Here is a 26803-nt window from a genome sequence, read left to right as displayed (position 1 = left end):
AAATAGAGAATCTAAATCGTGAGAAAATTAAGTATTGCCTGCCTTATGGGGTTGGTTATGTTATCTACGTCAGGTTGCTCAGTCTTTATGGCGGGTAATCAACCAAGTAAAAAAAATTTAAACGTGTTAAATCCGGGTAGTTCTCGCAATTATGTCATTGCTGAGCTAGGAGCACCTGTACTTTCTGAATATCGTGATGGTACAAGAGTCGAGATTTATACTTTCCAACAAGGCTATCCAAAATGGGCGAAAGTCAGCCGTGCATTTGGACACGGTATAGCGGATGTTGCGTCATTCGGGCTATGGGAAGTATTTGGAACACCAACTGAGGCGTATTTTAGTGGGAAAGAAACTTCTTATGAAGTAACGTACGGGCAAGATGATTTGGTGAAAAGTTTTAAGCTCATCGATTTTGAGCAGGCATTCCCTAAACCAAAAGCAGAGTGATGAAATGAAAAGGGCCGTTAGGCCTTTTTCTTTGTATATGTTAAAAAATTATATTAAATAAAATCATTGTCTTAAAATTTAATTGGCTTATTTACCTTAAAAATAATCAAGTAAAAAGTAAGTTGAGACACATTAATTAATATTGTGATAAGATGAATACTATTCATTAATAATGATTTATCTAGACTCACTCTATTTTCTTCAAATAAGAGAAAATTTTCAAAATTTATGGATAAATCTATTTATTTAGGCTTTTGCCCATGTTAGAAATTCGTCATCTTAAAACTTTGGTTGCATTACGTGAACATGGTTCACTTGTTGCGGCAGCTAATGATTTGTGTTTAACGCCCTCTGCTATTTCTCACCAATTAAAAGAATTAGATCATTGGTATGGGGTAGAGGTTGTGAATCGTCGAAGCAGACCTGTTAGCTTTTCTAACGTTGGACAGCGCTTGCTCAAATTGGCTGATGATGTATTGCCACAGATTCAAATTACTCAAAGTGATATTACTCGTATTGTGCATGGGCAAACGGGTAGAATTATTTTTTCTTCTGAATGCCATAGCTGCTTTGACTGGCTAATGCCTTTGCTCAATCAATACCGTCATCAATATCCAGATGTTGATTTAGATTTTGCTTCAGGCTTTGAGTCAAACCCACATGAGCTTTTACAAAATGGCGAGTTTGATTTACTCATTACAGCCGATCCAATTGCATTAAAAGGAATTGAATATTTTCCAATTTTTGAATATGAATCACGTTTAGTTCTATCAAACACTCATCGATTGGTACGTGCTGAAAATATTACGGTCCAAGACCTTGCAGAAGAAGTTCTTATTACTTATCCCGTTGATAAGCATCGTTTAGATATCATGTCGAAACTGTTTATACCTGCCAATATTCAACCAAAACAAATTCGCACAACAGATTTAACTCAAATGCTTATTCAGCTTGTAGCGAGTGGGCGAGGTATTGCTGCTTTACCAGACTGGGTAGTAAATGAATATGAGCAAAAGGGATGGGTCACTAGCCGCCGTTTAGATTGTGTTTCTCAAAATGGTTTAAGACGTACATTATATGCAGGCTATCGAGTTGAAGAAAAAGAGAAGAGCTATTTTGAGGGATTTTTAAAACAGTTAGAAAAGTTCTCTTTAAAGCGAAATTCTTATTATTCAGGCTAAACATGGGCACTTAGTCCAATTAATAATGAGAAGGTACTTAAATGTGCCTTTTTATTTGCCTATAAATAAAGATAATAGCCCTGCTGCAATGAGTGGCCCAACTGGTACACCACGAAGGAGTGCAACGCCTGCAACTGTACCAATGAGTAAGCCTGCAACTACATCAGGTTGGCTTGACATAAGTTTTACACCACGTCCACCTAACCAAGCAACAAGTAGACCGATTGCAATGGCAATTAAAGATTTAAAACTAACAAACGATTTTAAAATACTTTCTCCACTAAGCTTGCCACTCGCAATGGGGGTAAGTACGCCAATCGTTAAAATAAGAATTCCTAAATTAAGACCGTGCGCTTGGATATAAGGAAAAAAGTCATTTAGCGGGGTAATTTTAATCACAATAAGCACACCTGCTGCAATTGTTACAGCAGCATTTTGGCTCAATAAGCCACAAATCAGCAAAACCAGTAAAACAACTAAATTAACATCGAATTGGGCAAGCATGGAGAGTGGCAAGGAAAGCAAATAATTTGAATTGTATAATAATTGAGAATCAAAATGTGAAAGCTTTTAAAAGCTGCAAAGATTAGAGTATGAATTTGTAATGACAATTTTAGTCTATATGATTCAATCATAAAGAGTTTTGCTTTCTGGTTACGATTGGAAACGATGTTATATAAATTAACAAGTTAAAAACTCTTCTTTTGAAATGTTGTGATATAAAAATAATCATTAGTCATAATTTTAGGATGATTCATATGGACATTGTCGATATTAAAATTAAAGATCAATTTGAAAAAATTTATGATGCAAAAGCTCAGTTAAAGAAGAATTTAGTTGAACATGGAAATGAGCCTCTAAAGCTAAGTCAGCGAATTGAACATATTATTGTGGATAATGAAATTATCTTGCCTACGACTGAATTGTTATTTGAAAGTGAACAAAACGAGAAAATTTATCGCGTCATTGAAGAATAACTTCAAAATGATGAGAGTTAAGTACAAAGTTGATAAAGCAAAAAGGGTAATAAAGTTCTAAAACTGCGTTAAAATAATGGTTTGGTTTTAAAGAGAAGGCTTTATGCTGCTGGAAAAAATTTTGCAATCACAAGGGTTCGGTTCACGTAAATATTGCCAGCAGTTAATAAAAAATGGTTCTGTAAGTATTGATGGAGAGGTTGCGAGTGATCTTAAAAAGCAATTCTCTCCTGAAAATTTTGAATTTTCTGTTTTTGGTCAAAATTATCTGTATCGAGAAAAAATTTATATTGCTCTGAAAAAGCCGCAAGGTTTCGAGTGTTCGCACAATCCTCAGCATCATCAAAGTGTTTTTAGCTTATTGCCTGAAACTATGATTCAACGTGGTGTGCAAGCCATTGGTCGTTTAGATCAAGATACAACTGGCTTATTGTTACTTACTGATGATGGTAAATATCTTCAAGCTTTAACACATCCTCGTAAACATGTTCCAAAGGTTTATCATGTGACGACTTATGACCCAGTCACACCTGAACAAATTGAAATGCTTACTCAAGGCGTTAATTTACACCAAGAAAAAGGGATATTTGCTGCTACAGATGTAGCACTACTTGGAACTCATCAGTTAACGATGACCATTCATCAAGGTGTATATCATCAAGTCAAAAGAATGATTGCTGCTGTTGGCAATAAAGTCGTAAAACTGCATCGATATCAAATAGGCCAACTGGTCTTACCTGAAATTGAGGAAGGGGATTGGGTGTATTTGTCTGAGCAGGAAAAACAACTCGCTCAAAATATTATTTAAGAAAACAATGAAATGTCTGAAATTCACTGTCTTTAATGAAGCCCATTTTTTCATAGAGGCGGTGAGATTCATGATTGTTCGTTTGAGTCTCTAGGCTAATACGTAAAGCATTTTCTTGTTTTGCAAATAAAATAGCTGTATCAATAAGCTGTTTTGCTGAACCCTGACGACGGAACATTGGAGTAACATATACGTCATCTAAGATGTAATAAGTTGAACAAGCCACTGAAGAAAAACCTAAGTACAGTAATACGAAACCTGTGATTTTTTCATCTTTAATATGAATAAAGAATACACTTTCTTTATTTTCAAAACGTTGTTTTAAAAAATGATGTGATTCATCAAGATTCGAAGATGCACCGTAAAATTGACGGTACTCATCAAATAGGACAGCAAGTTGTGTTAAATCTTCTTTGGTCGCTCGTCTTACAATCATTAGGCGCTCCTTGTATTTATGTTTATGTTTTTACAAAGAGAGCATAACTAAAAAACCAACCAATTGACGTTAAAAGTTGTTTAAAAATGCAACACTGTTAAGTGTTGTCACTTTCACCTAATAAGGCATTTAACTCTTCAAATAAATCTTCGTGGTCATCATCTTCATTTAAACTTGAAGGGTTCTGATTTAAGGAAGATGCTTTCGCTTTTCTCAGTTTTAATAATTGTTCCATATTAATGTTCTGATTTTCGATAGCAAAAGGAATAGATTTAGTTAAGACGACTTGTTTAAAGAACAGTCGCACTGCTTGGGCAGGGGTAATCCCCAATTGTTTAAAAACAGCAAAAGCCTGTTTTTTCTCTTGGGAGTCAAGTCGAACCTGATAAACTTCTGTTTTTCGCATGAATAACAAAACCAAATGATTTTTAATTTTTAGGGATTTATTTTAAACCATCGGAATGTAATTTCAATGTCTTTCAGCATAAAAAATAATCTTTTTGTCATTACGATATGATTACAGTGTCAATTCAAAGTGAGAATTGAAAACCATTTCCTGTTTTGTGAGGGGGTCTATGAAAGAAATTTGCTTAGCTAATAGCTGTAACGGTTGAGAAAAATCATCGTCAGCTTTATGTTGAACTATTGGGTAAAACGGATCATTTTTAATCGGAATTCCCAAATGGCTTAAATGCACACGGAGTTGATGTTGTTTTCCTGTAGTGGGTGTTAAACAGTATTTAGCCCAAGATTGGTTATGCTCAAGTAACTCAATTTTTGTTTCTGTATTGGTTTTAGTATGGGGAATAACGCACATTGTATAAAAGGGCGTACCTTTATCTAAATAGAGTTTTAAAGTCTGAGGAAATTTTAATTCAGCTTTATATTGAGTGATTGCATGATAAATCTTATGAACTTGACGATCTGCAAATAACTGTTGGTAAACCCCGCGTGACTGTGGCCGTTTGCAAAATAAAACGACTCCCGCAGTTTCACGGTCTAATCGATGGATTGGGGTTAAAAACTCATTACCCGTTTGTTTTTTTAATCTGACTAATAGCGTTTCTTGTACATATTGCCCTGTTGGACTAATGGTTAAAAAATGAGGTTTATCTACAACAAGCAAGTCATCATTTTCAAATAAAATTTGATGTTCAAAGGGAACATGGGCTTCATAAGCAAGAAAGCGATAATAAAAAATATGAGTATTTGCTATATAGGGGCTGTCTAATGTTAATTTTTCGCCATTTGCCGCGGAAATAAGCCCATCTTGAAAACGTTGTTGCCACTCAACTGTTTTTATATGAGGAAAATTTTCGCAGAGAAATTGATAGATGGTCTGAGCATTTGTTTGAGTCGGAAGATAGACTTGGCTTGCGCTTACGCCATCAATCATAGGTGGGAAAAATTCAATCGGACTAGACATAAAAGTGTGTCAATATTTAATAAATGTGGTGTAAAAAAAGCCATTGTTAAGGACTTAAGTAGGCTTTAAAGCAGGGCAATGGTATCATATCGATTATTTTGAATCATGTTATGTGTGTTATGTCGTATTCATTGAAAATTGTCTTAAATCATGAAGAAGATACCCAGCGTTTAGCTCAGGCATTGGCGCAGCATGTTCAAGCTGGCGTGATTTATCTGATTGGCGATTTGGGTGCCGGTAAAACGACATTAACCCGTTATTTTTTGCAGTCTTTAGGGCATAAAGGCTCGGTTAAAAGTCCTACCTATACACTTGTTGAACCATACAAAATCAATAATAAAGAAATTTTTCATTTTGACTTATATCGTTTGAATGACCCCTACGAACTTGAATTAATGGGAATCCGTGATTATTTAGACATTCAGGATGCACTATTTTTATTTGAGTGGCCGTCGAAAGGTGGAGACGAAATTCCACAGGCAGATATTGTTATTGATATTCAAAAATCAGATGATGAACTTAATCGTTTCGTCACCTTAACTTTACCAACAGAGCATTTGTACCAGACTTTGCAGGAACAGCTTCATGACTGATGAAAAGCTAGCACAACGTCGTATTCATACATTAGACGCCGCGTTAGCCAACCAGATTGCTGCCGGAGAGGTAATTGAGCGTCCTTCATCGGTTGTAAAAGAGTTATTAGAAAATTCAATTGATGCGGGTGCAACTGAACTGATTGTGCGGATTGCACAAGGCGGATCAACACTAATCGAGATCATTGACAATGGGCATGGAATACATTCTGATGATTTACCATTGGCAGTCATGCGTCATGCAACAAGTAAAATTAAAACAGCAGAAGATTTACAAGCAATCGTCAGTTTAGGTTTCCGTGGTGAAGCGCTTGCTTCTATTGCTGCGGTTTCACGATTAACTTTAACCAGTAGCCAAGATGAAAGCGGAATTGGTCATCAGGTTGAAGTGAATGGTACAGCTTTTGATCATCAACAAGTACAAGCTGTGGCTGCACAAAAGGGCACTCATATTCGAGTTCAGGATTTATTTTTTAACGTTCCTGCTCGCCGTAAATTTTTAAAAAAACCAACCACTGAATTTGGTCATATTGAAGAAATTGTACGTCGTCTGGCTTTAACACATTTTGATATACGTTTTGTACTCGAGCATAACGATAATATTCGGATTAATTTACCAATAGCCGATAGCGGTGAATTAAGATTTCAGCGTGTACAGCAATTATTGGGCCAACAGTTTGTTCAAAATGCTTACTGGATAGATGCTGACAGTATCAACATGCGTTTGTCGGGTTGGTTAGGACATCCTTCAGATGCACGTGCTCAAGCAGACTTACAATATGTCTATGTAAATGGCCGAATTGTGAAAGATAAAACCATTTCACATGCTTTAAGAATGGCATATGACGGTATTTTACATGGTCATCAGCATTCATCTTATTTACTTTTCTTAGAAGTTGATCCTGAAAATATTGATGTTAACGTTCACCCAACCAAACATGAGATTCGTTTTCTAAATCAACGTGAAGTACATGAGTTTGTAAGACATTACGCTAAAGAAACTCTAGCACAATTTCAGACAGCGAGTGCTGATTTGGCACAAGCCATGAAAGTGGACGATACTCAGGCCTCATGGGTACAGCCTCAGCCTAAATATCAAGAACAATTCACATTGCATCGTACAGAGCAAGCTGTTGATGCAACAGTAGACAAACCGAGTAGTTATCAGCCCGCTACTGAACTTTTAACTGATTTTAATAATAGTCGCCCGCAAGCTATTCACTATGCAGAACAACCCCAAAAATATAATGGTTCTGTGCAGTTAAATAATGCATTAAAGACTTACTTAGCACCTTTACGCGATCAACCTGCTGCCAATTTTTCAGTTGAGGAAAATATTGAGCCTGTTGCTAAAGTAGATGAATTTCCATTAGGTATTGCCATTGCTCAGCTTCATGGAATTTATATTCTGGCGCAAAATACGGAAGGTCTTATTATTGTTGATATGCATGCAGCACATGAACGTATCTTGCTGCAACAAATGAAAAATGCTTGGGATAAACCTGAGTTTTGGACATCTCAACAGTTGCTTATACCTAAAGTGATCTCAATTAGCCGTATGCAAGCTGTACGGGTTGAGGATTTAAAACCTCAACTTGAGCGTTTAGGGTTGGAGATTGATTTGTATGGCGACGAGCAAGTGATTGTGCGTGGTGTGCCAGCTATTTTGCAAAAAGCAGATTTTGAAAATCTTATTCCAGAACTTCTAAATGATTTAGATCCAAATGATGAAGCACAAGGGTTATTGCAAAAGCGTGATGAACTGTTAGCAGGTATGGCGTGTCATGGGGCAGTTAGAGCGCACAGACAACTCAGCCTTTCTGAGATGAATGCTTTGCTGCGCCAAATGGAACAAACTGAATTTGCGAGTCAGTGTAATCATGGCCGTCCAACTTGGCGTGCATTTCCATTATCTCAACTAGATAAATTATTTGCTCGAGGAGAGTAGTTTTACATGTCAAATCAATTGCCCGTCATCAATTTAATGGGACCGACTGCAAGCGGAAAAACCGCTTTGGCATGTGAACTTTATGAGCGTGGAAATTTTGAGTTAATTTCAGTTGATTCTGCACTTGTTTATAAAGATATGGATATAGGTACAGCTAAACCTACTCGTGAAGAGCAGGAGCTATATCCACATCATTTGATTGATATTATTACCCCACTTGAAGTTTATTCGGCTGCTCAGTTTGTTGAAGATGCATGTGCTTTAATTGATGAAATGCATTCGCGCGGTAAAACTCCTATTTTGGTAGGAGGAACCATGTTGTACTTCAAGGCGCTCTTGGAAGGCTTATCAAGTAATTTACCAAGTGCTGATGCAAATGTTCGTGCAGCAATTGAAGAAAAAGCGGCAAATGAAGGTTGGGATGCCGTTTATAATGATTTATTGCTAGTAGATCCGATTGCTGCTGGAAAATTTAAAGTTTCTGATAAGCAAAGAATTATCCGAGCGCTTGAAGTTTATCGTATTACAGGTCAACCAATTACTAAATTGCAGGCTGAACAACCAAAAAATGTACCATATCGATACATATTTCATAACTATGCTTTGCTTCCAGATCGGTTAGAATTACATCAACGCATTGAGCAAAGATTGAGCAAAATGTGGGATATCGGTTTTTTGAGTGAAGTTGAGTCTCTAATTGAAAAATACGATTTAGATGAAAATTTACCCTCTATGCGTTCAGTTGGTTATCGACAAGCTCTAGAATTTCTATTAAAAAGTGATATGAGTCTCAAAAAAAAGCACGAAATGGAGGATAAAGCCTTATTTGCAACACGACAACTTGCCAAACGTCAATATACGTGGTTACGTTCTTTGCAAGAAATACACGATTTTAAAACTTACTTGACGATAAAGCAGGCGAAAGAAGACTTGCGAAACTCTTATGGATAAAGCAAAATTTGCACACTGTCTTTTTATAATTTTTAGTTGAAAAATAAAGATAGTTTTTTTGCGCTGATTTAAAAATTTTTTTTTGGAGTTAAAAATGTCTAAAGGTCAAACTTTACAAGATCCGTTCTTAAATTCTCTCCGTAAAGAACGTATCCCAGTTTCTATTTTCCTTGTTAACGGTATTAAATTACAAGGTCATATTGAATCTTTTGACCAATATGTTGTTTTATTAAAAAATACTGTAAGTCAAATGGTTTACAAACACGCTATTTCTACGGTTGTTCCAGCTCGTAACCCTCGTCCAGCAGGTGCACAAGGTGCAGGTTTCCCAGCTCAGGGTGGTAGTCAAGGTGGCTTCGGTGGTCAAGGTACTGGCTTTGGCGGCGGTCAAGGTGGCGGCTTCGGCGGTCAAGGTGGCTTCGGTGGTCAAGGTGGCTTCGGTGGTCAAGGTGGCGGCTTCGGCGGTCAAGGTGGCTTCGGTGGACACCAAGGCGGTTTTGATGGCGATTCTAAATTTGAAGATGGTCAAGAAGACGAAAATAATCGTTAATTGATTACCATAAAAAACCAGTCATAAACTGACTGGTTTTTTTATGGCTTTAAAAATATAAAAATAAATTAGGCAGCTTTCAGTTCATCTCATTTCTTAAAATTTTGGTTAATTAATAGGTTCTTTGCGAATGATATTAATATTTGCTGCAGCACTGTGCAGTGTTTTGGTTTCCGTGCTGCTAAAAAATTTAAAGAAAAAGGGATACCAGCCCATGCAGATGATTGCATGGAATTATGCAAGTGCAAGCTTGTTATGCTATTGGTGGTTTAAGCCAGATATACAGCATATATCTATACAGAATACGCCTTGGTGGCTAATTTTTGCATTAGGGATCATTCTACCGAGTATTTTTTTGTGTCTTGCAAAATCATTAGAATATGCTGGTATTGTCAAAACTGAAATCGCTCAGCGGCTATCAGTAGTACTTTCTTTGTTAGCAGCTTATTTCTTTTTTCATGAACAGTTTAGCTCTCTTAAATTGTTGGGAATCGGTTTAGGAATTTTTGCTGTTTTTTTAATTGTATTTGGACAGTTCAATGGTTCTTCAGGCCAGCAGTCAAAAAAAGCAGTTTTTGCTTTGATGAGTGTTTGGTTTGGTTATGCAGCAGTAGATATCTTATTAAAATATACGAGTAGTTTAGGTTTGCAGTTTACGTTAACTTTGAATCTAATTTTTATGACATCTTTTGTCTTATCAATTATTTATTTATTTTTCCAAAAAAAGTCAGCATGGAATTTTAAAAATACACTGGCTGGATTGTTACTTGGAGTTCTGAATTTTTCAAACATAGCTCTATATGTAAAAGCCCATATTTTACTTAAAGACTCTCCCGCAATTGTCTTTGCAAGCATGAATATTTTAGTCGTGTTGCTTGGCATCGTTTGTGGTGTAGTTTTATATAAAGAAAAATTAAAACTGCCAACCATGTTAGGAACAATTTTAGGAATAAGTGGTCTAGTATGTTTAGCACTTACTATGAAATAGGAGTCCAAAAGAAAGTTCTTTTGAACTCTGCTAAGTTTATAAGTGAGTAAAAATCACATCGTCAGGTAGGCGAGATTTTGGGAGCTTGGCATTAAAATCATTTTCGCTTCTATAGCCAAGTGATACAATGACTGAACTCCGTAAGCCTTTTTCTTTTAGACTAAATTCTTCATTTAAGATATCTTCGTCAAAACCACCCATGGGTGTTGCGTCAATCCCTTCTAATCCAGCTGCAAAAAGTAGTTGCCCTAAAGCAATAAAGGTTTGATTTTCCATCCAACCAAATAAGTTCTTCTGCTCATTGCGATAAAACTCTACATAGCCATGGCGAGTATCTTTTTGGCCGAGTTTTGCTTTTTCATCTTTGAATCGGCCACTTAAATCATCTTGTTCAAGTAACTGGTTTAAAAACTCAGGTGAAATATCTGTTCTTGTACAAAATACGAGTGTATGTGATGACTCAAGGACTTTTGGCGCATTGTAGGCGTAGCGACCTGTTAAAGCCTTAGCAATACGTTCTTTAGCCGCAGGATTGTCAGCAACTAAAAAATGCCAAGGTTGGATATTTACTGAAGAAGGTGTAAAGCGTAAGATTTCTAGTAATTTATCGAATTTTTCTTGAGGAATCTTCTTCTCAGGATCATAGGCTTTTGTGGTGTAGCGACTTTTAACCGTATTTAATATATCCATACTTTACTCCATATCAATCATATTACAATGGAAGGGCTTTAATCTTTGGCATCATACGCGATTTTATAGAAAAACATCTGCATTTTAATGTGATAAATAAATATAATACTTATATAGATTTTTTACTAATTTATTGAAAATGTTTGAATTAATATCAATTAATCGAAAAAGTAAACTGCGAGAAATTAGAATTGTTAAAGCTTTTCTAATTTTTGCATTTGTATTGTGCATTTTAATTTTATATATCGAATATCAAAAGTACGGACATATAAACTGGAAATTTGTATTCATTACCTGTCTATGTATGATCTGGGATTTCGATTTATATAAACAAGCTAGACATTTGAAAAATAAATAATTATTAATTAATAATACCAATCAGTTAGTTTAATTTGTTTCATATGTGAAGAGGGATCTATTTCTAAAATCTTTGCATGATCTTCACGCCAATCACCTAATACAATTCTTTGCTTTTGTTGTATCTCATGAATTGCGGGACGGTGAGTATGACCATGAATAAGTGCATCAACATTTTCTAAAGCAGCAATTACGGCCTGTTCATTCACATCCATAATCTCGTAACTTTTTTGTTGTTTATCAGAATGACTCTTTTTACGAAAACCATTGACCAGTTTTGTGCGAAAACTGAGAGGGGTTCGACGTAAAAAAGCCACTAAAAGCGGGTTTCGAATAATTTTTCTAAATCTTTGGTAAGAAATATCATCTGTACACAACGCATCACCATGTTCTAAACGATATTGCTGTCCTGAAATATTAAGATAATACGTATCTGGTAATAGCACACCATTAAACTTATTCAGGAAAACCTGATTTAGAGCAAAGTCGCGGTTACCGACTTGAAAGTATACTCGATTACCTTTTTGATTAAATGCTTTTAAAGCTTCGACAATTTCATCGAGCCAAGGGGCTGAATAATCGTCACCAATCCAAGCGTTAAACCAGTCACCTAAAATGTAAAGCTGTGTTTGCTTATTTTGATAATGTATCAACAAATCTAAAAACCCTCGAACGAGTCGAGGGTGTTCAGGTGACAAATGTAAATCTGAAATAAACAGATAGGTCACAGCTTATTCCTAAAATTATTCAGAAATAATTTTAGCAGATTCGATAACAACGTTTTCTAAAGGAACGTCAGCGTGATAACCACGGTTACCTGTACGTACACCTTTGATTGCTTCTACAACGTCCATACCTTCAACAACTTTACCAAATACAGCATAACCCCAACCTTGAGCAGTTTTTGAAGTATGGTTCAAGAAAGAGTTATTTTTTACGTTAATGAAGAATTGTGCTGAAGCAGAGTGAGGCGCTTGAGTACGTGCCATAGCAATTGTACCAACATCATTGCTTAAACCGTTGTCAGCTTCGTTTTCAATCGCATCGCGAGTTGCTTTTTCTTTGAAGTTTTCATCCATCCCGCCGCCTTGGATCATGAAACCATCAATGACACGGTGGAAAATAACGCCGTCATAAAAACCGTCACGTACGTATTCTAAAAAGTTTGCTACTGTTTTTGGTGCTTTTTCAGTATTTAGTTCAAGAACAATACGACCTTTATTGGTGTTTAATTCGACTTGAGGAAAACTCATTACATTAATCTCCTAAACATGGGCTTATGACCATGGGTTTTTTGGTTGAGAGAAGCATAAGCAAACTGTAAACTACAAGGCAAGTAAAAAACGTTAAAATCTTTGTGAAAAATGAAGATAGCGTTTATTTTTTCGAAATTTTATCTACAAAGAAGTGATTGATACACTATGAAGCCTAATGATGTTGTCTCGAACCTGCCAAACAACCCGACACCGAATACTCATGCCTCTGTCGATTCTGCGCAGCAAGAACAACAGGCTGGATTAGATTTTGTTCGCCAAGTCATTACTGATGATTTGGCTGCCGGACGTGCACAACAAATCGTAACGCGTTTTCCGCCAGAACCAAATGGTTATTTACATATTGGTCACGTAAAAGCAATCTGTCTAAACTTTGGTGTTGCTGAAGAGTTTAATGGCCTTTGTAATTTACGGTTTGACGACACAAACCCAGATGCAGAAGAACAAGAATATGTTGATGGTATTGCCAATGACGTGAAATGGCTTGGTTTTAACTGGAATGGTGAACCACGCTATGCTTCTGGTTATTTTGATCAGCTTTATGCATGGGCAATTCAGTTAATTGAGCAAGGTGATGCTTATGTTGATTTGCAATCTCCTGAAGAAATTAAGTTAAATCGCGGTAATTTTGTCGAACCTGGTAAAAATTCTCCATATCGCGATGCTTCTATAGAAGAGAACCTTGCTCGCTTTGAACAGATGCGCAGCGGTGAACTCAAAGAAGGTGAAGCAGTTCTACGTGCCAAAATTGATATGGCAAGCCCGAACGTGCATATGCGTGACCCGATTTTGTATCGTGTTTTGCATTCAGAGCATCACCAAACTGGTGACAAATGGAAAATCTACCCAATGTATGACTATGCTCATCCATTGTCTGATGCAATTGAAGGAATCACTCATTCACTTTGCACATTGGAGTTCCAAGATCACCGTCCATTTTATGACTGGATTGTTGAAAAGGTTAAATCTAAATCTGTTCCACACCAATATGAATCTTCTCGTTTAAACGTAGACTATACGATTACCTCTAAACGTAAATTGCGTAAGTTGGTTGAAGGTGGTTATGTAAATGGTTGGGATGATCCACGTATGCCAACAGTTGTCGGTATGCGCCGTCGTGGCTTTACGCCAGAGGGCTTACGTGATTTTTGTAAACGTGTAGGTGTGTCTAAAACTGACGGTATTGTTGATGTTGCTATGCTTGAGTTCTGCATTCGTCAATCTTTAGAAAATACTGCTGCGCGCGGCATGGCTGTTTTAAGCCCACTTAAAGTGACTTTGACCAATTTACCAGAAGATATGGATCTTACACATGCTCGCCATCCTAACGTGGATATGGGGGACCGTGTAATTCCTTTAACCAAGGAAATCTATATTGACCGTAAAGACTTTGAAGAAGTTCCTCCTAAAGGCTTTAAGCGCTTAACACCTGATGGTGAAGTGCGTTTACGCCATGCTTACGTCATCAAGTGTGATGAAGTCATTAAAGATGCTAATGGTGAAGTGATTGAGCTGAAATGTTCAATTGATCCTGAAACTTTAGGTAAGAACCCTGAAGGCCGTAAAGTAAAAGGCGTAATTCACTGGGTATCTGCGACAAAAGGTATTCCTGCTGAGGTGCGTATTTATGATCGTTTATTTACTGAAGCAGCGCCTGATGCAGATGATGACTTCTTGGCAAACCTTAATCCAGAATCGTTGAAAGTGGTACAGGCTGTGATTGAGCCTGCTTTAGCTCAAGCGAGTCCTGAAGATCGTTTCCAATTTGAACGTGAAGGTTATTTTGTTGCTGATCAACATGATCACACTCCTGAAAAACCAGTCTTTAACCGCGTTCTTGATTTGAAAGACAGCTTCAAACCTGAGAAAAAGTAAGACGCGTAAAATGTTTTTGAGCAAATAGCAGATATAAAAAGCCCAACTCAGTTGGGCTTTTTATATCTATTTTCTTACACATATTATGCTTTATGGTGCTTTGGCAAATAGGCTAAGCCGGATTAACCACGTAGAAATAAAGAACAATGATTATAAGAAGAATAGATGCTAGCAATAAATAAGTGTTCACTGTATTAAAGCTTTTAATAAATTTCAGGATTTCCATAGTAAATCAGCGTTTATTTTATGTTACAAAGTTAATAAATTAATAATACACGGAAATTAATTATAAAGGTTCCCAAAGACGGATTAATAATCCATCTCTGGGTAAAAAATGAGCACTTGGCTTTCTAAGTATAATTTAACTAATATATTGAATTAAATATTAACCACTATATCCAATTCGTTTAAGAAATTTTTGAATAACATCAAAAGCAGCATGTTCGAGGTTTTGAGCATATTTTTTATTTTCTTCACGAAGTTTCTGGATTGAAATATTGGCACTACGAAGTTCACATGTATGGCCAATAAGCCATTTTTCAAAATGTTCTTCAGTAGTTTCAATATGGAACTGCAACGCGAGAATATTATTACCAACTTCAAATGCCTGATTGGTATAAATATCTGAGCTAGCCAAAAGGGCAGCATTTTCAGGAAGATCGAAAGTATCGCCATGCCAATGTAAAACATGAACATTATTAAGCAAAGGAGATAATACCTGATTAGGACGTAAACTTAAGCTGAGTGGACTCCAACCGATTTCTTTTTGATGACCTGCATATACTTTAGCACCAAGTGCATAAGCAATTAACTGTGCACCCAAACAAATACCAAGTGTGGGTTTATCCGCTGCTAAACGTTGTTTAAGTAAAGCAATTTCATCTTTTAAAAATGGATAATCTTCAGTTTCATAAACTCCGATTGGACCACCTAAAATAATAGTTAATCCATCGTGTGCAAAAGCAGCAGTTAAATCATCTACACCCGCTTCAAAATAACGGACGCGGAAGCCAAGTTGATAAAAGACATCTTCTAATGAACCTAAGTCTTCGAAAGCAAGATGCTGAATGGCATAAATAGTTTTTGGGAAGGCGTTTGTTGTGCTCATACAAATGATTCATAGAAGATCAATAGGTGGAGTATAGCGATAAATATAAAGAAGAAAATATCTGTATAAATCGTCAATACCTGAAAATTGATATTTTTCGTTAAGATAATGTTGTTATGCAAACGATTACCTATTTTGAATGAATCTGTTTGCATATTCTACTGTTTAAAATAATAGCTTTTGAGTTGTCTCAAGGCCTATATCTGCAAGTTGATGTTCATCTTTTAAATTAACGCCTGAAAAGCCAAGTTGTTTTGACTTTTTCATGAGTGCCATTAACCGTTGTACTGCAACAGGAATGCTTAAGCCTGCTGAGCGTACATTGGAAATACAATTACGTTTGGCATCGAGACAGCCTGAATATGCATTCCATGTGTAGTAAATTCCCATACTGTCAGGAGAGCTTAAACCTGGGCGCTCTCCGATAAGCATCACTAGCATGGGTGCTTTAAAGATTTCAGCAACCTCATCACCTAAAGCAACCCGACTGCCTGTTGCCAGTGCAATGGGTGCAAGAGTCCAGTTTTCTTGCTGAACTTGCTCACTTAACGATGTAATGAATGGGATGGCATTCGCTTCAATCGCTCTTGCAGAGAGTCCATCACCGACCACAATACAAACATCATATTGTTGCGGATTTTCTGCATACTTCTTAATTAAGGCTACTTTTGATAGGTTTGAAAGCTGACGGCCTAAATCAGGACGTTTAAGATAGATTTCCTTATTAGGGGCATTACTTTGAACATGAATGCTTTGTAGCTGTCTTTGCGCTAATTGCTCAGATAAATAGGAAACATCCATATCTTGATAAACTGCATCTTTTGCTTGTGCATGAGACAATTGGAACTCAAGTAAGGCTTGTGTGGGGATGCTACAACCTGCGCGGCCCAAAGCAATACGGGCATCGGTAAACTGTTTAAGTTTTTCCCACTGGTCTTGATGAGTAGAAGATGGATATTGAATATCACGATTCAGTTTCATGGTGTTCTCCCTAGTTCATGAGCAGACGAGAGAATTGGTCAGGCATATGGTCTGCCCAACAGATTTGAGAGTTTTGCTGTTTAAAGATACCTTGCTGTTCAAGCCAAGCTGAAAACTCAGGGGCGGGTTTTAAACCGAGGAGTTGTCTTAAATAGAGGGCATCATGGAATGAGGTCGTTTGATAGTTGAGCATGACATCATCCGAACCGGGAATTCCCATAATAAAGTTAATGCCCGCAGCACCAAATAAAGTAAGGAGAACATCCATATCGTTTTGGTCTGCATCGGCATGGTTGGTGTAACAAATGTCGCAACCCATTGGTACTCCGAGTAACTTACCGCAGAAGTGGTCTTCTAGTCCTGCACGTATAATTTGTTTACCGTTAAAAAGATATTCAGGACCAATAAAGCCAACGACTGTATTCACTAAAAGCGGATTGTATTTACGAGCTACTGCATAAGCACGCGTTTCTAATGTTTGCTGATCAACGCCGTGATGTGCATTACTGGATAAGGCACTGCCTTGACCCGTTTCAAAATACATAACATTTTGTCCAATGGTTCCGCGCTTGAGTGCGAGTGTGGCTTCATATCCTTCTTGTAGTAAATCGAGTGAAATTCCAAATCCTTCGTTTGCCAGTTGGGTCCCTGCGATTGATTGAAACATTAAATCAATTGGCACATTTTTTTCAGCAAGTTGAATACCTGAGCTGATATGGGTAAGTACACAAGATTGTGTCGGAATTTGATATTCCTGAATGACATGGTCAAGTAGTTTTAGTAGCTCTGACAAATTATGTAGGTTATCTGTTGCGGGGTTAATGCCAATAACGGCATCACCATTGCCATACATCAAACCATCTAAAATACTGGCAGAAATACCAAGCACATCATCCGTAGGATGATTAGGTTGTAAGCGGGTAGAAAGATGGCCTTTTAAACCAATCGTGTTACGAAATTGGGTAACCACTTCACATTTGCTTGCGACATAAATCAAATCTTGATTGCGCATAATTTTGCTGACAGCAGCTACCATTTCCGGAGTTAAGCCCGATGCTAATGTTTTTAAGCTTTGGGCAGTTGCTTCTTCTCCAAGCAACCAATTTCGGAAATCACCTACTGTAAAGTGTGAAATAGGGGCAAAGGCTGCCAGATCATGTTCATCAATAATCAGTCGTGTAATTTCATCGGTTTCGTAATCGACCACAACCTCATTTAAAAAGGTTTTAAGTGGTACATCGGCCAAAGTCATTTGTGCCGCAACATGCTCGGTTGCATCTCTGGCAGCTACACCTGCTAATTCATCTCCTGAACGTAGCGGCGTAGCTTTCGCCATCAAGGTCTTCAAATCAGCAAAGTGATACTGTTGATTGGCCACAATATTGCGATAACTCATAGTTGCATCCTATTTTATAGTTCTTGTTCTGCGGCTTTAATATTTGCAAACTCTTCTTCTGGTGTACCTTTAACTAAATGATAACGGCTGTAGAATAAAAAGTAAGCAATAAATACGACATAAATAGCGGCAGCAATAAACCAAACTTTTGGGTTAACAACAAAGCCTGCAACTACAGCAGCGACTGCTAGGACTAACGCAATACTTGAAGTAACGATTCCCCCAGGAGTTTTATAAGGACGAGGCATGTCGGGTTTAGAGAGGCGTAGTTTGATGTGGGATAAAAGAATCAATACATAAGAAATTGTGGCACCAAAAACCGCGATTAAAATCAGTGAATCGCCTTCTTTGGTGAGTGAAAGCAAGAATCCAATAATGCCTGGAATAATAATTGCCAGATAAGGCGCTTTATTTTTATTGGTTAAAGAGAGTGATGTCGGTAAGTAACCAGCACGAGAGAGTGCAAAAATTTGACGTGAATAGGCATAGATGATTGAAAAGAAACTCGCGATTAAACCAGCTAAACCGACAAAGTTTACGAAAGTCGCAAGCCAAGTGTTGGTGCCATAAACTTTAACCAGAGCATCTACGAGCGGAGCGCCTGATTTTTGTAAAGTACTTGCACCTGCTGCGCCCGCACCCAAGAATAAAATGAGCATGGCAAACGCTGTTAAGATGAGCATTGCACCAATTAAACCACGTGGGAGAGATTTGGCTGGATCTTTTGCTTCTTCGGCTGCTAATGGCACACCTTCAACTGCAAGGAAAAACCAGATTGCAAAGGGAACTGCGACCCAGATGCCTAAATAGCCATGAGGTAGAAAACTGCTTGCGCCTACACCTGTACCAATTGGAATATCAAATAAATTTTGTGCATTAAAGTGTGGAATCATTGCCACAATAAATACAACAAGAGCAACAGCAGCGACAAGGGTAATTGCGAACATGATTTTTAAAGCTTCACCGGCACCTTTAAGATGTATGCCCATAAAAATGGCGTAGCAGGCGAGGTAAATCATCCAGCCATTTATGCCAAATAGAGATTCGCAATAACCACCAATAAAGACAGCAATAGCAGCAGGGGCAATCGCGTATTCAATTAAAATGGCTGTTCCTGTTAAATAGCCCCCAAAAGGACCAAAAGCAGCACGCGCAAAACTATAACCGCCACCTGCTGTTGGCATCATGGTGGACATTTCTGACATAGAAAGACATAGACATAGGTACATGATTGCGGCGAGGGCAGTGGCAATAAACATGCCACCCCAACCACCTTGAGCAATGCCGAAGTTCCAGCCAGCAAAATCACCCGATATCACATAAGCTACGCCTAAACCAATCAGGAGTAACCAACCAACCGTACCTTGTTTGAGTTGACGCTGAGCAAAATATTCGGCTGATGAGACTTCTGTGCCTGAAGAAATGACGGAAGCTGTTTCTGGTTGATTCATACAATACTCCTGCGAGTGGGTTTGTATGAATCAATGCAAAAGCAATGCCTAAATGAAGCATTTCAGAGAGTAGATAGAACTTTTTTATTCTAAATGATAAAAATTCAAGCTTAACAATCGTAAATGAAGAAGCCAGCAATCTAAATTACTGGCTTCTTATATAATTAGTCATCTTACTTCTTTCTAGTGTTGATAGTTTGGTATCAACTTGGTGCGAAACTTAGAAGAAGCCCATTGGTTTAGTTGAATAACTCACCAACAAGTTTTTAGTTTGTTGATAGTGATCTAGCATCATCTTATGGTTTTCACGGCCAATACCAGACTTCTTGTAACCACCGAATGCAGCATGTGCAGGGTAGATGTTATAGCAGTTTGTCCAGACACGGCCCGCTTCAATAGCACGACCTGCACGGTAAGAAATGTGAGCTGAACGTGACCATACACCTGCACCTAAACCATACATGGTGTCATTGGCAATTTTAATTGCATCGTCAAAGTCTTTGAACGTTGTCACAGCAAGTACAGGTCCAAAAATTTCTTCTTGGAAAACTTGCATGCCATTGTGACCTTTAAAAATAGTCGGATCGACATAGTAACCATCACCTACTTCTTTACGGCCGCTACCGCCAAGTAAGAGTTCTGCACCTTCTTCACGACCAGTGTTAATACAACGTAAGATTTTCTCTTGTTGTTGTAGAGATGCTTGAGCGCCAATCATGGTTTCAGTATCAAGTGGATGACCAGTTTTAATACGTTTTACACGTTCGACAGCCATCTCCAAGAACTGATCAGCAATACTTTCTTGTACTAAAGCACGAGAAGGGCAAGTACATACTTCACCTTGGTTTAAGGCAAACATAGCAAAACCTTCAAGTGTTTTTTCTAAGAAGTCATCTTCTTTATCCATGATATCTTCAAAGAAAAGGTTTGGTGACTTACCGCCAAGTTCTAAGGTAACTGGAATAATATTTTCAGTCGCATATTGCATCACCATTTGTCCAGTTTGAGTTGAACCTGTGAACGCGATTTTTGCAATACGTGGGTTTGTCGCTAAAGGACGGCCGACTTCTGAACCGAAACCATTGACAATATTGAGTACACCCGGCGGTAAAATGTCTTGGATGAGTTCAGCCACCAACAAAATACCCACTGGAGTTTGCTCAGCTGGTTTAATCACAACGCAGTTACCAGCTGCTAAAGCTGGTGCAAGTTTCCATGCTGCCATCAAAATTGGGAAGTTCCATGGAATGATTTGACCAACGACACCGAGTGGTTCGTGGAAATGATACGCAATGGTATCTTCATCAATTTCAGAAATACCACCTTCTTGAGCACGAATACATCCAGCGAAATAACGGAAATGGTCAATCGCAAGTGGGAGGTCTGCTGCTAAAGTTTCACGAACCGCTTTACCGTTATCCCAAGTTTCTGCAACAGCAAGCATTTCAAGATTTGCTTCTAAACGATCAGCAATTTTTAAAAGGATATTTGAGCGTACCGTTGGTGATGCTTTATTCCATGTTGCTTTCGCTTTGTGCGCTGCATCTAGAGCGAGCTCAATATCTTCGGCACTAGAGCGTGGAATACGTGTAAAAGCTTTTCCATCAACAGGAGATACATTGTCAAAATATGCACCCTTTACAGGTGCTACCCATTCACCGCCAATAAAATTTTCGTATTGTGATTTAAATTGAACTTTTGAGCCTGGTTGATTTGGATCGATATAGCGCATATAAATATTCCTTTGCTTTTTAGGACTAAAGACTAACAAGAACCCTGTCAGTAGGTACTTTCGTACTTTGTATAATTAGGATATAAAGAAGAAGGTTGGAGAAAGGTTGGAATAGAAATGTGGATATATAAGGAATTTACAAATGTTCACAAAAAAGGATTTATTGCAGCAACGGACGCTGATTGATCAACTGCGCACGCAAAATAGTCTCTCTCCTCAGAATGCTGCCAAACTCGGCCAAAGTATTGCAAGCTCGTGGGAACGATCAGCTTCTGCAGCGATTCCTAAAGAACGTTTTGCGGCTCCATTAGTCGAGAAAAAAACTGCTTCACAAAACGCTTTAGATATGGCTCTAAGCCAATGTGCCGACGACTTACGTCATATTGCAGAGCAATCTTCAATGGTGATTGCTGTCGGTGATATCGGCAGTACGATTATCTGGACGGCAACAAGTGCTCAAATGCAAAGTGCAGCTGAGCGTGTTCACTTTGTACAAGGTGGGCAATGGCGTGAAGAATTTGTGGGCACCAATGCCTTAGCGTTATCTTTAAAAACTCAACAATCAAGCTGTGTTTTTTCAAACGAACATTACATGGAATCGATTCATGATTGGGTGTGTTATGCTGCGCCGATTATCGATCCATACTCAAAACAAACTCTAGGGGTTGTTGATTTATCAACCACTTGGAAGAATCATAATAGTTTAGGAATATTGGCTGCTGAACGTTGTGCATCCATTATTCAATCCGCTTTGCTAGAGCAGCAGCGCCAGCAATTACATATTCGTGCTTTTTCGACACCACAAGTTAAATTTAATGGCAAAAGTCTGTTATTAACGCCGCGTCAAATTGAAATATTGACGATATTGGCTTTATGTCCACATGGTCTAACTTTAGAGCATCTTTATCAGGCACTCTATGGCGAACGTAAAGTCAGCATGGGCACGCTTAAAGCTGAAATGTCTCAACTACGCGATATTTTGGGCGGTTTGCTTGGTTCACGTCCATATCGATTACTTGTACATGTTGAAGCCGATTTTTTACAAGCTGAACAAGCACTAGATGCGGGATATGCAGCTTCAGCTTTGCAGCTTTACACAGGTGTATTTCTTGCAAAAACAGAAAGTCCATTTTTATGTGCATGGCGTGACTGTCTTGAATCACGCTTAAGTGATGCAATTTTTAAAACACAAGAAACAGATTTATTACTTAAGCATTTAGCTCATTTTCCTGAAGCAATTGATGCGGTAGAACGCCTTATGGAGCTATTACCGAGTGAACATCCTGCGCATCAACTGCTGGTGAAATACCTTGACTCACCTAAACTCAGTTAAGTGATTTTTTGATCTAGCCACTGGAACAATTGTTGATAGACTTGTTCCCGTACTGGCTGGCCTGAAAGCACTAAGTCATGCAATCCATTGTGAATAGAAACCACAGAGACATCGCCTTTCATTTTTTTACCAAATTTGGCAATGTCTTTAACATCTAAAATGATATCGCTTTGAGTCGCATCTGGTCCCCATTTTTTAGGGTTTTTAGTTTGGTGCGAGTGCATAATCAGTGCAGGAACGTTTAGCTTAACTCCGTGATGAATCTCTTTTTGAGCCGTATGAATGGCGTGAATAAAGCTGAGTTGAACTGTAGAAACAGATGCAGGTTTCCAGTCGAGGTTGAAGTCCCATTCACCTTGATATTTTTTATGAAGACTGGTGGCGTACCATTTGTTCAGTTGGCTTGGAAATTTAACTTTTGGCAGATATTTTCCTACTCGACTGAGCATTGGAATACCAAATTTCTTTTCGACTAGACTTAAATTGAAGTCGTAAAACGGACTATTTGCCCATAGTGCTTTAATAAGAGGGTGATTCGGGTGATGTGTTGCATAAAGCGTTGCTGTCAATCCGCCAGTCGAATGCCCAGCAAGTAAGACTTGGGTATGTTTCTCTTCGCCAATAATCTCTAATGCTTGGGTAATTTCGGCGTCGTATTCATTTAAATCATGCACATTATAGAAAATTTGATGAGGCAATTTTGAACGCCCATATTTTCTTAAATCAAGTGCATAGAAGTCATAACCATGAGCATTAAATTGCTCAGCCATTTCGGTTTGAAAGAAATAATCTAAAAAACCATGAATATACAGTACGGCTTTTTGAGTCGGTTGAGCGGCTTTTTTACGGACTAAGGTGGCTACAACTTTACCTTCATAATCATCAGGAAAGTTGAGGGTAAGCTGTTCGTAGCCAGTACCTAAAATATCTGGAACATAAGTTTGAGTAGCTAAAGATGTATTCATTGTTATCGGGCTATTGTAATTAAGACATGCTGAGTATCCTTCAATGAAATGGGCGAATTGTCAATCAGGTTTAGAGAAGGTTGGAGTATAGGTTCTAAAAAAAGGGAATACCGCTGGAGCTAAGTATTCCCCAAAAAAGTAAGTCAACGGTCGGAGGGATTTGACTTACTAGAGGGACATGCTATTACATCAGGATTAAAGAGCTGCTTTGAAAATCTCCACAACTTGAGCATGATTAGCTTTCCGAGGGTTGGTCAGCATACATGCATCTTTCTGAGCATTATCTGCCATGACCGCAAGGTCTTCATTTTTCACACCTAGCTCTGTTAAACCAGATGGAATACCAATTGATGAAGACAGTTTACGAATGGCGTCAATTGCAGCATAAGCAGCTTCCATCACTGTTAACCCGTGAGTTCTTACACCCATTAACTCGGCGATTTTTGCGTAACGATCTGGGCAAGCAATTAAGTTAAATTCACAAACGTGTGGTAACAAGATTGCATTACATACGCCGTGAGGTAGGTTGTAAAAACCGCCTAACTGGTGCGCCATGGCATGAACATAGCCTAATGACGCGTTGTTAAATGCCATACCAGCCAAGTATTGTGCGTAGCTCATTGCATCACGCGCTTCGATGTTTTCACCATTTGCGACAGCGGGTTGGAGCCACTGGCTAATCATCGTAATCGCTTTTTCTGCACACGCATCAGTAATCGGGTTTGCCGCAGTAGAAACATATGCTTCAACTGCATGAGTTAACGCGTCCATACCTGTTGCCGCTGTTAAACCAGCTGGTTTTGCAATCATGAGTTTCGGGTCGTCAATTGCAATGAGTGGGGTACAACGCCAGTCAACAATTGCCATTTTTACATGAGTGTCTGTATTGGTAATAATACAGAAACGAGTCATTTCAGATGCAGTACCAGCCGTTGTGTTCACTGCAATCAGTGGTGTCATTGGCACTTTGCTTTTATCAATACCTTCATAGTCACGAATATGACCACCGCCTGCAGTAACTAGGCCAATACCTTTGGCACAGTCGTGAGATGAACCGCCACCTAGAGAGACAATAAAGTCACAGCCATTGTCGTTATAGGCTTTCACGCCATTGTGAACATTAATATCGGTTGGGTTAGGTTCTGCACCCGGGAAAATATGGCTCGAAACGCCTGCTTCAGTTAAATAGTTTGCGATAAGGTCTGCAACGCCAAATTTAAATAAGCCTTCATCGGTCACAATTAATGCTTTTTTTGCGCCGAGGTTTTGTGCCTTCGTACCAATTTCTTTAGCACATCCTGGTCCAAAGAGTGATACGCAAGGAATATAAAAACCGTTTGTTTGATCTGCAATATTTTTAAAAGCCATGGAGTGATTCCTTTTTCCATAAATCCATTGTTTGTTATTACAGGTGAGCCTCACCATGGGCTTAGTATTGTGATCTGAAGATTATTTTCCTACCTACCAAAAACCTACCAAATATTACTTAGGACTTAATTATTGATTTTTAATGACTTTATATAAAATTTGGCGCATTCATTTAATTTTTTCGGGAAAATCGTTAAGCTATGGGCTGTTGAAGATGTACATATGAGATTATGAAACAGGAAACTGCGCTTAAACTGCTCAAAGCAGGTGAAAATGTTTTTTTAACCGGTTCGGCTGGTGCAGGGAAAACCTATACACTCAATCAGTACATCCAATATCTAAAAGCACGTAAAGTACCTGTGGCCATTACAGCATCTACAGGTATTGCGGCAACGCATATGAATGGCATGACCATTCATACGTGGGCGGGCATCGGTATTAAAGATCAGTTAACTGACGATGACCTAAAACGTATGAAAGAGCGTAAATATCTCAAGGAACACCTTGAAAATGCGCAAGTTCTCGTTATCGATGAAATTTCGATGCTACATGCCAAGCAGCTCAATCTGGTCAATCAAGTCCTAAAATTTTTTAAAGAAAGTGATGAGGCATTTGGTGGCATTCAAGTCATTGTGGCTGGAGATTTCTTCCAGTTACCACCTGTAGGACGTAATGGTGAAGCTAATCGTGACAAATTCTGTTTTATGTCAGATGCATGGGTCGAAGCCAAATTTCGTGTATGTTATTTAACAGAACAACACCGCCAAGACGATGAAATTCTGAATCAAATTTTAAATGCCATTCGTGCGCAGAATATTCAATCAGATCATTTACACGCACTGCGTCAATCTCGCTCGCATGATATTGGTGAGACCTTTACTCGTCTTTATACGCACAATATGGATGTCGACAATATCAATTATCAGCACTTAAATGAAATTGATAATGAAGGGCATCAATTCAATGCTGTTTTAGATGGTAATGAAAAGTTATTAGAAACTTTAAAATCTTCGGTACGCGCACCAGAAGAACTCACACTGAAAAAGCATGCCAAAGTTATGTTTGTCAAAAACAACTTTGATATGGGATATATCAACGGTAGTTTAGGTGAAGTTATCGGCTTTGAAGAAGATGACGAAAATGGCTTACTGCCGAAAGTAAAACTAACCGATGGCACGACATTGCTCGTTGCCCCTGAAACATGGTCAGTTGAAAATGAAGCAGGCAAAGTGATTGCAAGTTTTCAGCAAATTCCACTTCGTTTAGCGTGGGCGATTACTATTCATAAAAGTCAGGGTATGACTTTAGAAGCTGCAGAAATTAACCTCATGAACACCTTTGAGAAAGGGCAAGGTTATGTTGCTCTTTCGCGCTTAAAATCTTTAACTGGATTAAAGTTATTAGGTATTAATGAACAAGCTTTAGAGTTAGATAGTTTAGCGGTCAAAGCGGATCGCCGTTTTCAGGAGTTATCGGCTGAAGCCGAAGATAACTTTGCAGATGTAGATTTAACGGCTCAGCATAAAGCCTTTATTCGTCACTGTGGAGGCACCTTAAATGAAACCGAGATTTCTCGGAATGAGAAGAAACTCGCAAAAGGTGGCAAGCAAAATTATGCTACGGCAACGCTAGATGAAACACGTGCATTGTTTGAAGAAGGCTACGAGATTGAAGACATCGCGCATGAACGTGGTCTGACACCAGCGACGATTATTAATCATTTGGCTCGACTTCATAAAGAACAAAAGCTAGATATTTCGGTTGCCCATCCGGGTGAAGAAGTGGTCGAAGAAGTCCGTAAAATTTATAAGAAATTGAAAAAACGTCAAAATCCAGATCATTTTTCTGATGATGGTTCGATCAAACTAAGACCAATTGTTGAAGCAACCAGTCCTCGAATGGGATATGATCAGGTTCGATTAGCTTTATTATTTATTGAATAAAGTTTGATTGGCTTAATTACTTATT

Annotated in this window: 28 protein-coding genes; 13 read left to right on the top strand and 15 right to left on the bottom strand. The window is 38.3% G+C overall.

Going from position 1 to position 26803, the window contains the following annotated elements:
* The first annotated feature begins 18 nt into the window (after positions 1 to 18).
* Both B554_RS0112465 and B554_RS0112460 read left to right on the top strand, forming a co-directional pair.
* Positions 19 to 447, top strand: coding sequence for a hypothetical protein (locus B554_RS0112465; protein ID WP_025465208.1), 429 nt, complete (start codon positions 19 to 21; stop codon positions 445 to 447).
* Positions 448 to 707: 260 nt separating this feature from the next.
* Positions 708 to 1628, top strand: coding sequence for a LysR family transcriptional regulator (locus B554_RS0112460; RefSeq protein WP_004700912.1), 921 nt, complete (start codon positions 708 to 710; stop codon positions 1626 to 1628).
* 51 nt (positions 1629 to 1679) lie between these two features.
* Here the strand turns inward: B554_RS0112460 and B554_RS0112455 are convergent, their stop codons facing one another.
* Positions 1680 to 2132 (bottom strand): DUF441 domain-containing protein, encoded by a 453-nt coding sequence (locus B554_RS0112455; protein WP_019458310.1) that lies wholly within the window; start codon positions 2130 to 2132, stop codon positions 1680 to 1682.
* Between the two features lie 254 nt (positions 2133 to 2386).
* On the opposite strand from B554_RS0112455, the gene B554_RS0112450 reads away from it, so the two are divergent.
* Together B554_RS0112450 and B554_RS0112445 are read left to right on the top strand one after the other, a co-directional pair.
* A complete protein-coding gene (locus tag B554_RS0112450; protein ID WP_019458309.1) occupies positions 2387 to 2605 on the top strand; it encodes a hypothetical protein in 219 nt (72 codons plus the stop codon).
* A gap of 103 nt (positions 2606 to 2708) precedes the next feature.
* The gene (locus B554_RS0112445; protein ID WP_019458308.1) at positions 2709 to 3413 is read left to right on the top strand and encodes a pseudouridine synthase; all 705 of its coding nucleotides are present in this window, start codon (positions 2709 to 2711) and stop codon (positions 3411 to 3413) included.
* On the opposite strand, the gene B554_RS0112440 is transcribed toward B554_RS0112445, so the two are convergent.
* The 3 genes from B554_RS0112440 to B554_RS0112430 all read right to left on the bottom strand — a co-directional run bounded on the left by B554_RS0112440 (position 3406) and on the right by B554_RS0112430 (position 5275).
* Positions 3406 to 3849 (bottom strand): GNAT family N-acetyltransferase, encoded by a 444-nt coding sequence (locus B554_RS0112440; RefSeq protein ID WP_004700919.1) that lies wholly within the window; start codon positions 3847 to 3849, stop codon positions 3406 to 3408. The two genes, B554_RS0112445 and B554_RS0112440, sit on opposite strands and share 8 nt — an antisense overlap.
* Positions 3850 to 3946: 97 nt before the next feature.
* On the bottom strand, positions 3947 to 4255 hold the full coding sequence (locus B554_RS0112435; RefSeq protein ID WP_004700921.1) for a type II toxin-antitoxin system RelB/DinJ family antitoxin: 309 nt from the start codon (positions 4253 to 4255) through the stop codon (positions 3947 to 3949).
* Between the two features lie 111 nt (positions 4256 to 4366).
* Positions 4367 to 5275, bottom strand: a complete 909-nt coding sequence (locus tag B554_RS0112430; protein WP_019458307.1) for a pseudouridine synthase — start codon at positions 5273 to 5275, stop codon at positions 4367 to 4369.
* Positions 5276 to 5394: 119 nt separating this feature from the next.
* Here B554_RS0112430 and tsaE point away from each other — a divergent pair, with 119 nt between their 5' ends.
* The 5 genes from tsaE (at position 5395) to B554_RS0112405 (ending at position 10305) form a co-directional block, all read left to right on the top strand.
* Entirely contained in the window at positions 5395 to 5868 is a 474-nt protein-coding gene (gene tsaE / locus B554_RS0112425; RefSeq protein ID WP_031944951.1) for a tRNA (adenosine(37)-N6)-threonylcarbamoyltransferase complex ATPase subunit type 1 TsaE, read from the top strand.
* Positions 5861 to 7816 carry a DNA mismatch repair endonuclease MutL gene (gene mutL / locus B554_RS0112420; RefSeq protein WP_019458305.1) on the top strand — a complete coding sequence of 652 codons (1956 nt, stop codon included), beginning with the start codon at positions 5861 to 5863 and terminating at the stop codon, positions 7814 to 7816. The genes tsaE and mutL overlap by 8 nt, the downstream gene beginning before the upstream one ends.
* 6 nt (positions 7817 to 7822) lie before the next feature.
* Positions 7823 to 8767, top strand: a complete 945-nt coding sequence (gene miaA / locus B554_RS0112415; protein ID WP_019458304.1) for a tRNA (adenosine(37)-N6)-dimethylallyltransferase MiaA — start codon at positions 7823 to 7825, stop codon at positions 8765 to 8767.
* Between the two features lie 94 nt (positions 8768 to 8861).
* Entirely contained in the window at positions 8862 to 9317 is a 456-nt protein-coding gene (gene hfq / locus B554_RS0112410; protein ID WP_019458303.1) for an RNA chaperone Hfq, read from the top strand.
* Positions 9318 to 9447: 130 nt separating this feature from the next.
* Positions 9448 to 10305 (top strand): DMT family transporter, encoded by an 858-nt coding sequence (locus B554_RS0112405; RefSeq protein ID WP_019458302.1) that lies wholly within the window; start codon positions 9448 to 9450, stop codon positions 10303 to 10305.
* A 36-nt stretch (positions 10306 to 10341) separates the two neighbouring features.
* On the opposite strand, the gene nfsB is transcribed toward B554_RS0112405, so the two are convergent.
* Positions 10342 to 10995 (bottom strand): oxygen-insensitive NAD(P)H nitroreductase, encoded by a 654-nt coding sequence (gene nfsB / locus B554_RS0112400; protein ID WP_019458301.1) that lies wholly within the window; start codon positions 10993 to 10995, stop codon positions 10342 to 10344.
* 139 nt (positions 10996 to 11134) lie between these two features.
* Here nfsB and B554_RS18675 point away from each other — a divergent pair, with 139 nt between their 5' ends.
* Positions 11135 to 11353, top strand: a complete 219-nt coding sequence (locus B554_RS18675) for a hypothetical protein (RefSeq protein WP_019458300.1) — start codon at positions 11135 to 11137, stop codon at positions 11351 to 11353.
* A 7-nt stretch (positions 11354 to 11360) separates the two neighbouring features.
* Here the strand turns inward: B554_RS18675 and B554_RS0112395 are convergent, their stop codons facing one another.
* Positions 11361 to 12080, bottom strand: a complete 720-nt coding sequence (locus B554_RS0112395) for a UDP-2,3-diacylglucosamine diphosphatase (protein ID WP_019458299.1) — start codon at positions 12078 to 12080, stop codon at positions 11361 to 11363.
* A 15-nt stretch (positions 12081 to 12095) separates the two neighbouring features.
* Entirely contained in the window at positions 12096 to 12605 is a 510-nt protein-coding gene (locus B554_RS0112390) for a peptidylprolyl isomerase (protein WP_004700945.1), read from the bottom strand.
* A gap of 168 nt (positions 12606 to 12773) precedes the next feature.
* On the opposite strand from B554_RS0112390, the gene B554_RS0112385 reads away from it, so the two are divergent.
* Positions 12774 to 14501, top strand: a complete 1728-nt coding sequence (locus B554_RS0112385) for a glutamine--tRNA ligase/YqeY domain fusion protein (protein WP_019458298.1) — start codon at positions 12774 to 12776, stop codon at positions 14499 to 14501.
* Positions 14502 to 14613: 112 nt separating this feature from the next.
* Here B554_RS0112385 and B554_RS19155 read toward each other — a convergent pair whose 3' ends face one another.
* From B554_RS19155 to B554_RS0112360, 6 genes are all read right to left on the bottom strand, one after another.
* The gene (locus tag B554_RS19155; protein WP_081325758.1) at positions 14614 to 14727 is read right to left on the bottom strand and encodes a hypothetical protein; all 114 of its coding nucleotides are present in this window, start codon (positions 14725 to 14727) and stop codon (positions 14614 to 14616) included.
* Positions 14728 to 14886: 159 nt separating this feature from the next.
* Positions 14887 to 15609: a glutamine amidotransferase gene (locus B554_RS0112380; protein WP_019458297.1), complete on the bottom strand. Its 723-nt coding sequence runs from the start codon at positions 15607 to 15609 to the stop codon at positions 14887 to 14889.
* A 165-nt stretch (positions 15610 to 15774) separates the two neighbouring features.
* On the bottom strand, positions 15775 to 16590 hold the full coding sequence (gene eutC, locus B554_RS0112375; protein ID WP_019458296.1) for an ethanolamine ammonia-lyase subunit EutC: 816 nt from the start codon (positions 16588 to 16590) through the stop codon (positions 15775 to 15777).
* Between the two features lie 10 nt (positions 16591 to 16600).
* Positions 16601 to 17986 carry an ethanolamine ammonia-lyase subunit EutB gene (locus B554_RS0112370; RefSeq protein ID WP_019458295.1) on the bottom strand — a complete coding sequence of 462 codons (1386 nt, stop codon included), beginning with the start codon at positions 17984 to 17986 and terminating at the stop codon, positions 16601 to 16603.
* Positions 17987 to 18000: 14 nt separating this feature from the next.
* Positions 18001 to 19437: an ethanolamine permease gene (eat, locus tag B554_RS0112365; protein ID WP_019458294.1), complete on the bottom strand. Its 1437-nt coding sequence runs from the start codon at positions 19435 to 19437 to the stop codon at positions 18001 to 18003.
* A gap of 220 nt (positions 19438 to 19657) precedes the next feature.
* On the bottom strand, positions 19658 to 21169 hold the full coding sequence (locus tag B554_RS0112360; protein WP_004791594.1) for an aldehyde dehydrogenase family protein: 1512 nt from the start codon (positions 21167 to 21169) through the stop codon (positions 19658 to 19660).
* 142 nt (positions 21170 to 21311) lie between these two features.
* On the opposite strand from B554_RS0112360, the gene B554_RS0112355 reads away from it, so the two are divergent.
* A complete protein-coding gene (locus B554_RS0112355; protein WP_004700959.1) occupies positions 21312 to 22502 on the top strand; it encodes a helix-turn-helix domain-containing protein in 1191 nt (396 codons plus the stop codon).
* On the opposite strand, the gene B554_RS0112350 is transcribed toward B554_RS0112355, so the two are convergent.
* Entirely contained in the window at positions 22499 to 23467 is a 969-nt protein-coding gene (locus B554_RS0112350; protein WP_019458293.1) for an alpha/beta hydrolase, read from the bottom strand. The genes B554_RS0112355 and B554_RS0112350 overlap by 4 nt on opposite strands.
* Before the next feature lie 195 nt (positions 23468 to 23662).
* Positions 23663 to 24835, bottom strand: coding sequence for an iron-dependent methanol dehydrogenase (mdh, locus tag B554_RS0112345; RefSeq protein WP_019458292.1), 1173 nt, complete (start codon positions 24833 to 24835; stop codon positions 23663 to 23665).
* A 230-nt stretch (positions 24836 to 25065) separates the two neighbouring features.
* Here mdh and B554_RS0112340 point away from each other — a divergent pair, with 230 nt between their 5' ends.
* On the top strand, positions 25066 to 26778 hold the full coding sequence (locus B554_RS0112340) for an AAA family ATPase (RefSeq protein ID WP_019458291.1): 1713 nt from the start codon (positions 25066 to 25068) through the stop codon (positions 26776 to 26778).
* The last annotated feature ends 25 nt before the right edge of the window (positions 26779 to 26803 follow it).

This window comes from Acinetobacter sp. GG2 (assembly GCF_000292385.1).
Lineage (GTDB): Bacteria > Pseudomonadota > Gammaproteobacteria > Pseudomonadales > Moraxellaceae > Acinetobacter > Acinetobacter seifertii.
Note: the sequence above shows the minus strand (reverse complement) of the source record. Positions and strands in the feature narration are given on the sequence as shown.